Origin of the sequence: Nocardia anocheti (assembly GCF_029675105.1) — a bacterium.
Taxonomy (GTDB): Bacteria; Actinomycetota; Actinomycetes; order Mycobacteriales; family Mycobacteriaceae; genus Nocardia.
In genome coordinates this window covers 521601-534273 of sequence record NZ_JAQQFV010000005.1, presented here as the reverse complement: position 1 = coordinate 534273, position 12673 = coordinate 521601, and the positions used below count along the sequence as shown (strand labels likewise).

Here is a 12673-nt window from a genome sequence, read left to right as displayed (position 1 = left end):
CGCGCGTGCGGTTGGGGCTAGCGCTTCTCCGGGAGCGGATCGGTGATTCCCCAACCGCGCGCGAGCAAGTCGTCTACCGCAGCCACCGCGTAGGCCAGACGCCGCTCGGGCGGGCCGGTCAGCAGGACGTAGGGCCGACCACTGTGCTCCAGTTCCGCACGGAAACGCTGGGTCATCCACGGGCGCAGATGTTCTCCGTCAGGCAGGCCGTCGTCCTCGAAGGGCCTGTATTCGCGGCCGTACTCGGCCTACCGAACCCGAGCACCCCGGTCCAGCCCACCGCGGTGCCGAGCGGCGGGAACAGCGGCTGTTGCGAGCGAGCTTGCGGCACAAGCGATCACGACGACAAGGTCGGCAGTGGGTGTTCGTTAAGCGGGGTGCGCCACGCTGAGCTCATGAGCACTGCAGCACCGACCCGGCCCGCGGCGCGAAACGGCCGATACGAGCGCACCGCCGACGGACGACTGACCTACGTCTCGCGCGAACCCGCCGCACCGGCCCGCCGCGCGGACGAATTCCCGCTCACCGGAACAACATCCAGTGGCGCGGAGACCGGCGTGATCGCCGCCTTCCTCATCGACATGGCCCTGCACGCCGCCGTCGGAGCCACCGCCTGGTACCTCGCCTCCGGCCCTACCGCCGTCCTCTACGGCCTGGCCGCCTGGCTCGGCGCCTCGTTCCTGCACCGCACCGTCATCCAGCGACTCACTCGCACCACCATCGGCAAATGCTCCTTCGGCCTGCGCCTACGCCACCCCGACGGCACCTACCCGTCCACCTGGCAGCTGATCACCCAGTGGTTCCGCGGCGGCTGGAGCTGCTTCGACATCTTCGACAGTATCGGCTGACGCACCCGGACCTTGATCCGATTCAGCTCTCGGTCTCGGGATGTGAATTGTTCCGGTGTGCGCGGTCCTCGACGCAATGCGCACAAGACTCTTTGAACACGCCCATGTTCGTGTGGTAGCGGGTGTGCGCGCTTCGCCTGCTCGACGGCATCGGTCGACCTTTCCGAACGGCAGACATCTTCGCCCGGTCTCGGCACTGGCCGTCCGCCCGTAGTTCGGGTTACCGGAGCCCGTTCTCATCTCGGACAGTCGCCGACGCGATTCCTCCGACATCACCCGACCGAACCCCGGGTGATCCGAACCGAACTTCCCGTAGTTGGGGTTGGCTTCCCCTTGGTATGTACCTTTGCGTTCGGCCGACCATTTTGCCCGCTGTACAGCCGAGTGGGTCCCGCCGTAAAACGGATTCTCGTCGCCGAACCGGCTGACACCCGGACGTCCGGTCGACCTGATCCGCGCGGCCTCACGCATTTCCGGGGTCCAGATCACACCAATAGGCCCGAGTCCGCCGTCTGCCAGATTGAGCAATGGCTGGCCTTCTTTCCGAAGATAGGCAATCCACGCAATCTCAGCGCGACCAAGATTCTTCAGGCCATACACCCATTCCAGGACATCCGCTATCACGGCATCGCGATCCTGCTTGCGCAGCCAGTCATACAGCGGAGTCTTTCGACCCGCACGGGCTTCCTTGAAATGCTGGCGGAGACGCACTTGCTCCGACTTCGTCGTCAGCCCGATATAGCGATAGTCATACTCGGTGCGGAGACGAATCCCATAGATCACACCATCAGTCGGCTTGCCCATCAAACCTCCGCACCGAGTTTTATACTAGCGCGTGGTCATAGCATACAGGAGACACAATTGTCAATTTCAGTCCCCTGCAATGCCATTTGACGCAGACGAATATAGTAGAGCGTCTTGATTCCCTTGCGCCAGGCGTAGATCTGAGCCTTGTTCAGGTCACGGGTGGTGACAGTGTCCTTGAAGAACAAGGTCAGCGACAGGCCTTGGTCCACATGCTGGGTGGCCGCCGCGTAGGTGTCGATGATCTTCTCGTAACCGATCTCGTAGGCATCCTCGAAATACTCGAGGTTGTCGTTGGTGAGATACGGGGCCGGGTAGTAGACGCGGCCGATCTTGCCTTCCTTGCGGATCTCGATCTTGGACGCCACCGGGTGGATGGAGCTGGTGGAGTGGTTGATGTAGGAGATCGAGCCGGTGGGCGGGACGGCCTGGAGGTTCTGGTTGTAGATGCCGAATTCCTGGACCGAGGCTTTCAGCTCGCGCCAGTCGTCCTGGGTGGGGATGTGGATGTCGGCGTCGGCGAAGAGCTGGCGGACCTTGTCGGTCTTGGGCTCCCATGCCTGCTCGGTGTACTTGTCGAAGTACTCGCCGGAGGCGTACTTGGACTCGGCGAAGCCGCCGAAGGCGCTGCCGCGCTCCTTGGCGATCAGGTTCGAGGCCCGGATCGCGTGGTAGACCACGGTGTAGAAGTAGATGTTGGTGAAGTCCACACCTTCTTCGGAGCCGTAGTGGACCCGCTCGCGCGCCAGGTAGCCGTGCAGGTTCATCTGGCCGAGGCCGATGGCGTGGGATTCGTTGTTGCCCTGCTCGATCGAGGGCACCGAGTAGATGTGGGTCTGGTCCGAGACGGCGGTGAGCGCGCGGATCGAGGTCTCGATGGTCTGACCGAAATCGGGCGAGTCCATCGCCTTGGCGATGTTGAGCGAGCCCAGGTTGCAGGAGATGTCCTTGCCGACCTTGGCGTAGGAGAGGTCGTCGTTGAACTCCGAGGGGGTGGAGACCTGAAGGATCTCCGAGCACAGGTTCGAGTGGGTGATCTTGCCCGCGATGGGGTTGGCCCGGTTCACGGTGTCCTCGTACATGATGTACGGGTAGCCGGATTCGAACTGCAGCTCGGCGATGGTCTGGAAGAACTCGCGCGCCTTGATCTTCGACTTGCGGATGCGCTTGTCGTCGACCATCTCGTAGTACTTCTCGGTGACGTCGACATCGGCGAACGGCTTGCCGTAGATGCGCTCGACGTCATACGGCGAGAACAGGTACATGTCCTCGTTCTTCTTGGCCAGCTCGAAGGTGATGTCGGGGATCACCACGCCCAGCGAGAGGGTCTTGATGCGGATCTTCTCGTCGGCGTTCTCGCGCTTGGTGTCGAGGAAGCGGTAGATGTCGGGGTGGTGGGCGTGCAGGTACACCGCGCCCGCGCCCTGGCGCGCGCCGAGCTGATTGGCGTAGGAGAACGAGTCTTCCAGCAGCTTCATGATCGGGATGACACCCGAGCTCTGGTTCTCGATCTTCTTGATCGGCGCGCCGTGCTCGCGAATGTTGCTGAGCAGCAAGGCGACACCGCCGCCGCGCTTGGACAGCTGCAGCGCGGAGTTGATCGAGCGACCGATCGACTCCATGTTGTCCTCGATGCGCAGCAGGAAGCAGGACACGGGCTCGCCGCGCTGCTTCTTGCCGGAGTTGAGGAAGGTGGGGGTGGCGGGCTGGAAGCGACCGTCGATGATCTCGTCGACCAGCTTGCTGGCCAGGACCTCGTCACCGGCGGCGAGGGTCAGCGCGACCATGCAGACACGGTCTTCGAACCGCTCGAGGTAGCGCTTACCATCGAAGGTCTTGAGGGTGTAGGAGGTGTAGTACTTGAACGCGCCGAGGAAGGTGGGGAACCGGAACTTCTTGGCGTAGGCCTGCTGGAACAGCTTCTTGACGAAGGGGCGACCGTACTGGTCGAGCACCTCGGTCTCGTAGTAGTTCTCCTTGACCAGGTAGTCGAGCTTCTCGTCCAGGTTGTGGAAGAAGACCGTGTTCTGGTTGACGTGCTGCAGGAAGTACTGGTGCGCCGCCTCGCGGTCCTTGTCGAACTGGATCTCGCCGTTCGGGCCGTACAGGTTCAGCATGGCGTTGAGGGCGTGGTAGTCCAGGACCTCACCCGCGTCGGCGCGCACCGCGGCCTGCTCTAGACGGGCTGACTTGCCTGCCGGTGCTGTGGTTGCTGTTGCCAAAACAATCCCAATCCCTCTCGGACGCGCGCGACGTCCTCAGCGGTTCCCATGAGTTCGAAGCGATACAGGTACGGCACCCCGCATTTTCGCGAGATGATGTCGCCCGCAGCGCAATAGGTATCGCCGAAGTTCGTGTTACCGGCCGCGATCACCCCGCGCAGCAGGGCGCGATTGTGCGGGTCGTTGAGGAACTTGGCGACCTGCCGCGGTACGAGGTCCTTGTCGGACCGTTGTCCACCCATGACGTGCCGACCGCCCCCGTAGGTGGGGGTGATCAGCACGTAGGGTTCGTCGACGCGCAGCGATTCAGCGGTGTGCAGTGGTAGTCGAGTGGCCGGGAGGCCCAGCTTCTCGACGAAACGATGGGTGTTCTCCGAAGCGCTGGAGAAGTAGACCAGCCCGCCCGGAGTGCTCCGCTCGGGCATGGCGCCTCCTTCCGGCGAAGTCCTAGGCGGCCGCGACGGCCAGCGACTTGATGCGGTCGGGACGGAAGCCCGACCAGTGGTCCTCACCGGCGACGACGACCGGCGCCTGCAGGTACCCGAGCGCCATGACGTAGTCGCGCGCCTCGGCGTTCTCGGAGATGTCGATGATGTCGTACTCCACCCCGGCCTTGTCGAGCGCCTTGTAGGTGGCATTGCACTGGACGCAAGCGGGCTTGGTGTACACGGTGACAGTCATCTGGGTTCTCCCTCTCCTATGCCTGATCCACAGCCTGTGATCCGTATGCAGTGCACGAACGGGTGATGCTGCGCAAACTCCTGGATCTGGCGAAGAAAGCCCTGCTCGTAACCCCTTCCCTCGGGCCCGATCAGTGGTGGCTTCACACCGTCTTCCAGTACCGAAGACACTACACCTAGTGGCCGACAGATTGGAACAACACAAGGTGTTGCGAGTCGCACAGATGTAATTCCCACGCGGTAAGTCCCAGGACGGGCGATCGCCACGCAGGGAAAAATGTGGTCCAGATCACGATTTCGCATCCCGGCGAGTCTTCAGCAAACCCCGCGGACGGCGAAGGGGCGTCGCCTCCGCGAACGGATGCGACGCCCCTGTCAGAGCCACGGACAGCTTACGCAGTGACGACGACCTCGCCCGCCGCGGCCACCAGTTCGTGCACCACCGCGCCGAGCTGGGTCAGCGCCTCGGCGTCCTCGGCCGGGTGGATCGCGCCGAAGCGCTCGCCGATGCCGCCGAACTGCGCCACGGCCGCCTCGACGACCACGCCACCGGCCACGCCGACCGACTTGACGGTGTCGCCGTGCGCCCAGGCCGCCGCCCGCGGGGAGATCGACGCGCTCACCACGGCGACCGGCTTGCCCTTGATCGCACCGGCGCCGTAGGGACGCGAGGCCCAGTCGATGGCGTTCTTCAGTACGGCGGGCAGGGTGCCGTTGTACTCGGGGGTCACCAGCAGGATCGCGCCCGCCTCGGCGACGGCCGCGCGCAGCGCCTCGGCCTGCGCGGGCACCTGGCCGGGCACGTCGAGGTCCTCGTTGTAGAAGGGCAGCTCACCGAGGCCCTCGTAGATCGAGACCGACACACCCTCGGGCGCGGTCTGCGCGGCGGCTTCGGCCAGGCGGCGGTTGATCGAGCCCGCGCGCAGGCTTCCGACGAGAGTGAGGATGCGGGTCTCGCTCATGACAACTCCTGGTGTACTCAGTAGGTGGGGATGTTTCACTGATGCATCCGACATTAACCGGACCAAGGTCCGATTACTTCCCCCGGAGGGCGCGTGAGCAGCGTGAGCTACGGCACACCGAGGTCGGACGAGCCGCCGTTGCTCCCGATCGGGCAGCTCCTGCCCGGCAGCGGGGAGCCCACCGAACGCGCCGACGCCGCCCGCAACCGCGCGCTGCTGCTCGACGCGGCCCAGCGGCTGGTGCGCGAGCACGGCGTCGACGGGCTGACGATGGACGCGCTGGCCAGACGCGCCGGGGTCGGCAAGGGCACCGTCTTCCGCCGCTTCGGCAACCGCACCGGCCTGATGCTGGCCCTGCTCGACCACTCCGAGCAGAAGTTCCAGGCCGCGTTCATGTTCGGCCCGGCCCCGCTGGGCCCCGCCGCCGACCCGGTCGACCGGCTCATCGCCTTCGGGCGGACCCGGCTGCTCGACATCGAGGTCGAAGGCGATCTGCACCGGGCCGCCGAGCAGGGCGACGCCCGCTTCGGCGGCGGCCCCTACAGCCTGCACAAGGCGCACGTCCAGCTGCTGCTCCACGCCGCCGGTGTGCGCGGGTCAGTCCCCCTGATCGCCGACTCGCTGCTGGCCACTCTGACCGCAGCGCTGGTCACCCACCAGATCGGGGCGCTCGGCTTCACCCGCGACCAGATCGGCGACAACTGGGAATGGCTCGTTCGCCGGGTTGTTTCGCCTGCCGCACAAGTAGAGTGAGACGGCATGGCGACACTGCGTGAACAGATCATCACCGAACTGGGTGTGCTGCCCGAGATCGAGCCGAAGCAGGAGGTCCGCCGCCGCGTCGACTTCCTCAAGGACTATCTGCGCAGCACTCCGGCCAAGGGCTTCGTCCTCGGCATCAGCGGCGGTCAGGACAGCTCGCTGGCCGGTCGGCTGTGCCAGCTCGCCGCCGAGGAACTGCGCGCCGAGGGCGCCGAGGCCGAGTTCCTGGCCGTGCGCCTGCCCTACGGCGTGCAGGCCGACGAGCACGACGCGCAGATCGCCCTGAACTTCATCGACCCCGATCGCTGTGTGGTGGTCAATATCCGGCCCGGCGCCGACGCGGTGGCCCTCGAGGTGGCCGGTGCGCTCGATCACGAGCGGCTGCGCGACTTCGTGCGCGGCAACATCAAGGCCCGCGAGCGGATGGTCGCCCAGTACGCGCTGGCCGGGCAGGAGAACCTGCTCGTCGTGGGCACCGACCACGCCGCCGAGGCGGTCACCGGCTTCTTCACCAAGTTCGGCGACGGTGGCGTCGACCTGACCCCGCTCACCGGCCTGACCAAGCGCCAGGGCGCGGCGCTGCTGCAGGAGCTCGGCGCGCCGTCGAGCGTGTGGTCGAAGGTGCCCACCGCCGACCTCGAGGACGACCGTCCCGCGCTGCCCGACGAGGAGGCCCTCGGCCTGCGCTACAGCGAGATCGACGACTACCTCGAGGGCAAGGAGGTGGCGCCCGAGGTCGCCGAACGGCTGGAGTCGATCTTCACCAACACCCGGCACAAGCGCACGGTGCCGGTCACCCCGCTCGACACGTGGTGGCGCTGACCGTCGTCAGCAGCTGACGCCCTCGCCGCTCGCGGTGGCACGCAGCAGGTCGCGGACCAGGTCGTAGTCCGGGTCCTTGCGGAAGCGCAGGCAGCCCTTGCCCATGTCGTGGGCGGCGAGGCGGGCGGCGAAGGCCGCGCGGACGTCGGTGCGCAGCAGGTAGAAGGAGATGTACTGCTTCTGGCTGGCGAAGGCGATCTCGCCGACGCCGTCGCGCTGGTAGGCGGGCATCCCGTAGGCCATGACCTCGGTGAAGCCGGGCAGCTCGGCCAGGCACAGCTCACGCAGCCGGGTCAGGGCCGCGCGGCGCTCGGGCGGGAGTTCGGCGAGGTAGGTCGCGACGTCGGCGGCCCGGCTCTGGACCATGCTCAGCCGCCCGCGAAGGGCGGCAGCACGTCGACGCGTTCGACCAGCATGGCCGCCGGGTCGCGGGTGAGTTCGTCGCCGATGAGGAAGGCGCACACCCCGACCAGGGTGTCGACCTCGGTGCCGTAGGTGGCGGCCAGGGTCGCGCGCAGATCGGCGACGGTGGCGCCCGCGGGCAGGTCGAGTGATTCGGTGTTCTTGCCGACCGCGTCGGCGATCGCGGCGAAATAGCGGACCTCAACCACCGATGGCTCCCATCGTGCGTTCCGGGGGGACGAAACCGGCGGCGTCGATACCGTGACCGGCCCACTTCTGCCACATCGCGCCGCGCCACAGCTCGGCGACCTCGTCGTCGTTCGCGCCCGCCCGCAGCACGGTGCGCACATCGAATTCCTGGTCGCTGAACAGGCACGAGCGCAGCATGCCGTCGGCGGTGAGGCGGGTGCGATCGCAGTTGTCGCAGAACTTGCGGGTGACGGTGGCGATGATGCCCACCGTCGCCGGACCGCCGTCGACCAGCCATTTCTCCGCCGGGGCGGAGGGGTCGGCGCGGGCGGTGGGCGTCAGGGTGAAGCGGGTGCCGAGTACCTCGAGGAGGTCGGCCGCGGTCACCATGTGGTCGCGGGCCCACTCGTGATCGGCGTCGAGCGGCATCTCCTCGATGAAGCGCAGTTCGCAGCCCTCGGCCAGGCACCAGGCCAGCAGGTCCGGCGCGCCCGCGAGGTTCTGGCGCATCAGCACGGCGTTCACCTTCACCGGGGCCAGCCCGGTGTCGCGGGCGGCGCGGATGCCGTTGAGCACCGATTCGAGGCGGTCGCGGCGGGTCAGGCGGGTGAAATCGACGCGGTCGACGGTGTCGAGGGAGACATTGACCCGCGACAGGCCCGCCGCGGCCAGGGCGCGCACCCGGTGTTCGAGGCCGACGCCGTTGGTGGTCATGGCCAGCGGCGTGTCGGGCACGGCGGCGTGGCAGCCCGCGACGATGTCCTCCAGTTCGCGACGCATGAGCGGCTCACCGCCGGTGAAGCGCACCTCGCGCACCCCGAGCTCGCGCACCGCCAGCGACACCAGTCGCACGATCTCGTCGGTGGTGAGCAGTTCCTGGCGCGGAATCGGCGGCAGCCCCTCCTCGGGCATGCAGTACGTGCAGCGCAGCGAGCACTTCTCGGTGATGGACACGCGCAGATCGCGGGCGACACGGCCGAAGCGGTCGACGAGGAAAGGCGTGTCGGGCCTGCCGTCGAGGGACGGCAGCTCCGTTCGCACAGCGGGAATCCCCATCTCGACCAACGTCATCTCTCTAGTATGACCCGTAAGGCCCAGCACATCCGGTGCGGCGGGCCGATTGGTCGCGAACTGGTCAGCTCACCGCGAGCCACCCCGCGCGGTGAGCCACGCGTGGGGAACGTGCCGGTCCGGCGGCGATTAGGCTGGGACCATGACTCCCCGGCCCGCCACCGCGTCGGCCCGCAGCGTCGACGAGTACCGCGACACCGTCGCCGCGCTGCTGGCCCCGCTCGCCGACCGCCTGGACGAACAGGTCCCGGTGCCCGGCGCGCTCGGCCGCGTCCTGGCCGCCGACGTGCTCTCGCCGATCGATCTGCCGGTGTTCCGGAACTCGGCCATGGACGGGTACGCGGTGCGCGCCGCAGATGTGTCCGTGACGCCGGTGGAGCTGCCGGTCGCCGGGGTGATCGCCGCGGGTAAGGCCGGTGCGGAACTGCCGCCGGGTTCGGCGCTGAAGGTGATGACCGGGGCGCCGATGCCGCCCGGCGCCGACTGTGTGATCCCGGTGGAGGACGTGCAGGCCGGAGCGCGGCGGATCGTGGTGGAACGCGGACGCGGACGCGGCGAGTTCGTGCGCGAGGCGGGCACCGATGTGCGGGTGGGCGCGCTGGTGGCGCGGGCGGGCACCGTGCTGGCGCCCCGGCACATCGCCGCGCTGGCCGCCGTCGGCCTGCCCACCGTGCCGGTACTGACCAGGCTGCGCGCGGTATGTCTGACCACCGGCGACGAATTACGCCCGGCGGGCAGCGAACTCGCGCCGGGACAGATCTACAACTCGAACGGGATCGCGCTGGCCGCCGCGCTGCGCGCCGACGAGGTCGACGTGGTCGACATCGGGCACAGCACCGACGACCCGGCCCGCTTCACCGCCGCCCTGCACGCCGCCACCGCGACCGCCGATGTCGTGTTCACCTCCGGTGGGGTGTCCAAGGGCGACTTCGAGGTGGTCAAGGACGTCCTCGAACCGTTGGGCGGCACTTTCGGCTCGGTCGCCGTGCAGCCGGGCGGGCCGCAGGGCTACACCGTGGTCGACGGCGTGCCGGTGCTCAGTTTCCCCGGCAACCCGGTGAGCACGATGGTGTCCTACGCGGTGTTCGCACGTCCGGCGATCCGGGCACTGGGCGGCCTGCCCCCGGCCCAGACCGCCGAGACCACCCTGCTGACCCCGCTGCGCTCCCCCGCCGGGCGCCGCCAGTTTCTGCGCGGTCTGCGCACCGAGAACGGCGTCGAGGTGATCGGCGGTCCCGGTTCACACCTGATCGCGGGCATGGCCTGGGCCGATGTGCTCGTCGATGTCCCGGCCGAGGTCACCTCGCTGGGCGAGGGCGCCCCTGTGCGAATCTTGTCGCTATGAGCGAGTTGTCCCACGTCGACGGCGAAGGCCGCGCACGCATGGTGGATGTGAGCGGCAAGGCCGACACCACCCGGATCGCCGTCGCCGCAGGGGAATTGCGGACCACGGCCGAGGTGATCGCGCTGGTGCGGGCCGACGGGATGCCCAAGGCCGATGTGCTCTCGACCGCGCGGCTGGCCGGAATCGCCGGTGCCAAGAAGACTTCCGAGCTGATCCCGCTGTGTCATCAGCTGGCGCTGTCGTCGGTGAAGGTGGAGTTCGGGTTCACCGAGACATCCATCACCGTCGAGGCCACGGCCAAGACGACCGGGCCGACCGGGGTGGAGATGGAGGCGCTGACCGCCGTCGCGGTGGCGGGGCTGACGCTGCACGACATGGTGAAGGCGGTGGACCCGGCCGCGGTGATGGACGGGGTGCGGTTGGTCACCAAAGAGGGTGGTAAGCACGGGTATTGGGTGCGTCCGGAGAGTCGTTCGGCGCCCGAGGTCACCAGTCCGGTGGCCACCCCGGATGACGTTGCCGCCGTGATGGATTCGCGATCGGCGGTCGTGGTGGTGGCCTCCACCCGCACCGCCGCCGGGACCCGCACCGACACCACCGGTCCGGTTCTCGCCGAATGGCTGACCGCCCAGGGTTTCTCGGTGCGCGGACCGCTCGTCTACGCCGATGCCGAGATCGCGACCGGACTGGCCGACGCGCTGACCGGCGGACCGGCGCTGGTCGTCACCACCGGTGGCACCGGCGCCTCCCCCACCGACGCGACTCCCGAGGCCACGCGCGCGGTGCTCGACCGGGAACTGCCCGGCGTCGCCGATGCCATCCGGCAGCGCGGCACCGAGAAATTCCCGCTCGCGGCGCTGAGCCGTGGCGTGGCGGGCCTGGTAGGACGTACCGTCGTAGTGAACCTGCCGGGCTCGCCCGGTGGCGTGAAAGACGGCATCGCCGTGCTGGAACCGTTGTTGGATCATCTGCTGGCGCAGGTGTCCGGAGGAGGCGACCATGACTGAGCGGGGCCTCGTCCGGCTGACCGCGATCCGCGAGGACGATCTGGACCCGATCGAGGTCGAAAAGGCCGTCGACGGACCGGAATTCGGTGCCGTGGTGGTGTTCACCGGCAAGGTGCGCAATCACGACGGTGGTCAGGCGGTGAGCGCGCTGGAGTACTCGGCGCATCCCCAGGCCGAGCGCTTCCTGCGGCAGTTGTGCGCCGAAGTGGCTGCCGCCCACGATCTTCCGGTCGCCGCGACCCACCGTGTCGGGTCGCTCACGATCGGCGATCTGGCGGTGGTGGTCGCGGTCGCGGCGCCGCATCGGGCCGAGGCGTTCACCGTCTGCCACGAGTTGGTGGACCGGATCAAACACGAAGTGCCCATCTGGAAGCGGCAGTTGTTCGCCGACGGGCTCTCCGAATGGGTCAACGCCTGCGGCTAGTCCACACTCGGGGTGTAGCGCCAGACACCGAGCATGGCCTGCTCGTCGGCGCGGTCGGGACCGTCGACGGCGGTGTCGCGCAAGCGTTTCAGCGCCACCTCGGTGTCGATGCCCGCGCCGATCAGCACCAGGTTCGACACTCGCTGCTCACCGCGCGGCCACGTGCCGGGGGTGAAGACGATGTGCCTGCCGACCAGGTGCACCTCGAATTTGCGACGCTCACCCGTCACGGCGAAGGCCACGAATCCCTTGGCGCGGAACAGGCCCGGTGGCGGGTCCTCCAGGAAGGCGACCAGGGCGCGCGGGTCGAGCGGGTGCTCACTCGTGAACGTCACTGTGACGTAGTCGTCGTGGAGGTGGCGGTGGCCGGGCTCGTCGTGATCGTGGTCATCGAGGAGTGAATCGAAGCTCAGCTGCTGGGCCACCGTCGGGGTCTCCGGGGTGCGCTCGTCGAACAGGAGACCGGGGTCGACCCGGCCGTGCGTGGTCGCGTAGACCGGCACCTGCCCCACCCACTCGCTCAGTCGCGCGCGCAGCTCCGCCAGCGCGGGCTCGGCGACCCGGTCCGCCTTGTTGAGCAGCACCAGGTCGGCCAGGCGCAGGTGTGAGATCAGCTCCGGATGGCGCGCGCTGGTCTGCCCGAATTGTTCGGCGTCGACCACCTCGACCAGTCCGCCGTACCCGATGCGCGGATTCGGATCGGCGATCACCATCCGGATCAGATTGCGCGGCTCGGCCAGGCCGCTGGCCTCCACCACGATCACGTCCACCGCGCCGCGTGGCTGCGCCAACCGCCCGAACAGGTCACCGAGCTCGGACACGTCCACCGCGCAACACACGCACCCGTTCCCCAGCGACACCATCGCGTCGACCTGCCCCGCCACCAGCATCGCGTCGATGTTCACCGCCCCGAAGTCGTTGACCACCACCCCGATGCGCGTCCCCCGATTATTGCGCAACAGATGATTGAGCAGGGTCGTCTTCCCCGACCCGAGAAAGCCCGCGACCACGACGACAGGAATCACGCAGACCATGGTGCCACTACCCGGCACCCGCTCGTTCGGTCCGGTGGACCGTCTCCTCGAATCGAGCATCCGCCGACTGGCCGCGGCCGGTCCGATACGGCAGCATGTGC

At 67.9% G+C, this 12673-nt stretch carries 15 protein-coding genes; 6 read left to right on the top strand and 9 right to left on the bottom strand.

Going from position 1 to position 12673, the window contains the following annotated elements; genetic code table 11:
* Positions 1-17: 17 nt before the first annotated feature.
* On the bottom strand, positions 18-176 hold the full coding sequence (locus tag QC180_RS16450) for a hypothetical protein (protein ID WP_278263600.1): 159 nt from the start codon (positions 174-176) through the stop codon (positions 18-20).
* A 219-nt stretch (positions 177-395) separates the two neighbouring features.
* Between QC180_RS16450 and QC180_RS16445 the strand changes: the two genes are divergently transcribed.
* The gene (locus QC180_RS16445) at positions 396-848 is read left to right on the top strand and encodes an RDD family protein (protein WP_278263599.1); all 453 of its coding nucleotides are present in this window, start codon (positions 396-398) and stop codon (positions 846-848) included.
* 839 nt (positions 849-1687) lie between these two features.
* On the opposite strand, the gene nrdE is transcribed toward QC180_RS16445, so the two are convergent.
* From nrdE to QC180_RS16420, 4 genes are all read right to left on the bottom strand, one after another.
* Positions 1688-3817, bottom strand: a complete 2130-nt coding sequence (gene nrdE, locus QC180_RS16435) for a class 1b ribonucleoside-diphosphate reductase subunit alpha (RefSeq protein ID WP_278263598.1) — start codon at positions 3815-3817, stop codon at positions 1688-1690.
* 11 nt (positions 3818-3828) lie between these two features.
* Positions 3829-4299 (bottom strand): class Ib ribonucleoside-diphosphate reductase assembly flavoprotein NrdI, encoded by a 471-nt coding sequence (nrdI, locus tag QC180_RS16430; protein ID WP_278263597.1) that lies wholly within the window; start codon positions 4297-4299, stop codon positions 3829-3831.
* Between the two features lie 22 nt (positions 4300-4321).
* On the bottom strand, positions 4322-4555 hold the full coding sequence (gene nrdH / locus QC180_RS16425; RefSeq protein ID WP_278263596.1) for a glutaredoxin-like protein NrdH: 234 nt from the start codon (positions 4553-4555) through the stop codon (positions 4322-4324).
* Between the two features lie 391 nt (positions 4556-4946).
* Positions 4947-5516 (bottom strand): NAD(P)H-dependent oxidoreductase, encoded by a 570-nt coding sequence (locus tag QC180_RS16420; RefSeq protein WP_278263595.1) that lies wholly within the window; start codon positions 5514-5516, stop codon positions 4947-4949.
* Positions 5517-5618: 102 nt separating this feature from the next.
* On the opposite strand from QC180_RS16420, the gene QC180_RS16415 reads away from it, so the two are divergent.
* Positions 5619-6269 carry a TetR/AcrR family transcriptional regulator gene (locus QC180_RS16415; RefSeq protein WP_474646468.1) on the top strand — a complete coding sequence of 217 codons (651 nt, stop codon included), beginning with the start codon at positions 5619-5621 and terminating at the stop codon, positions 6267-6269.
* A gap of 6 nt (positions 6270-6275) precedes the next feature.
* Positions 6276-7100, top strand: a complete 825-nt coding sequence (nadE, locus tag QC180_RS16410; RefSeq protein ID WP_278263594.1) for an ammonia-dependent NAD(+) synthetase — start codon at positions 6276-6278, stop codon at positions 7098-7100.
* A 6-nt stretch (positions 7101-7106) separates the two neighbouring features.
* Here nadE and QC180_RS16405 read toward each other — a convergent pair whose 3' ends face one another.
* From QC180_RS16405 to moaA, 3 genes are read right to left on the bottom strand one after another with little or no spacing between them, the layout of a single operon-like run.
* Positions 7107-7466: an iron chaperone gene (locus QC180_RS16405; RefSeq protein ID WP_278263593.1), complete on the bottom strand. Its 360-nt coding sequence runs from the start codon at positions 7464-7466 to the stop codon at positions 7107-7109.
* Positions 7467-7468: 2 nt separating this feature from the next.
* On the bottom strand, positions 7469-7711 hold the full coding sequence (locus QC180_RS16400) for a MoaD/ThiS family protein (RefSeq protein ID WP_278263592.1): 243 nt from the start codon (positions 7709-7711) through the stop codon (positions 7469-7471).
* Positions 7704-8762, bottom strand: a complete 1059-nt coding sequence (gene moaA / locus QC180_RS16395; protein WP_278263591.1) for a GTP 3',8-cyclase MoaA — start codon at positions 8760-8762, stop codon at positions 7704-7706. Before moaA ends, QC180_RS16400 begins: the two co-directional genes overlap by 8 nt.
* Positions 8763-8904: 142 nt before the next feature.
* Here moaA and QC180_RS16390 point away from each other — a divergent pair, with 142 nt between their 5' ends.
* Genes QC180_RS16390 through QC180_RS16380 form a run of 3 tightly spaced genes read left to right on the top strand, consistent with a single transcriptional unit; the run spans position 8905 to position 11538 of the window.
* Positions 8905-10107 carry a molybdopterin molybdotransferase MoeA gene (locus QC180_RS16390; RefSeq protein ID WP_278263590.1) on the top strand — a complete coding sequence of 401 codons (1203 nt, stop codon included), beginning with the start codon at positions 8905-8907 and terminating at the stop codon, positions 10105-10107.
* The gene (gene moaCB / locus QC180_RS16385) at positions 10104-11114 is read left to right on the top strand and encodes a bifunctional molybdenum cofactor biosynthesis protein MoaC/MoaB (RefSeq protein WP_278263589.1); all 1011 of its coding nucleotides are present in this window, start codon (positions 10104-10106) and stop codon (positions 11112-11114) included. Before QC180_RS16390 ends, moaCB begins: the two co-directional genes overlap by 4 nt.
* The gene (locus tag QC180_RS16380) at positions 11107-11538 is read left to right on the top strand and encodes a molybdenum cofactor biosynthesis protein MoaE (protein ID WP_278263588.1); all 432 of its coding nucleotides are present in this window, start codon (positions 11107-11109) and stop codon (positions 11536-11538) included. Before moaCB ends, QC180_RS16380 begins: the two co-directional genes overlap by 8 nt.
* On the opposite strand, the gene QC180_RS16375 is transcribed toward QC180_RS16380, so the two are convergent.
* Positions 11535-12563 (bottom strand): CobW family GTP-binding protein, encoded by a 1029-nt coding sequence (locus QC180_RS16375; RefSeq protein WP_474646461.1) that lies wholly within the window; start codon positions 12561-12563, stop codon positions 11535-11537. The two genes, QC180_RS16380 and QC180_RS16375, sit on opposite strands and share 4 nt — an antisense overlap.
* Positions 12564-12673 lie beyond the last annotated feature (110 nt).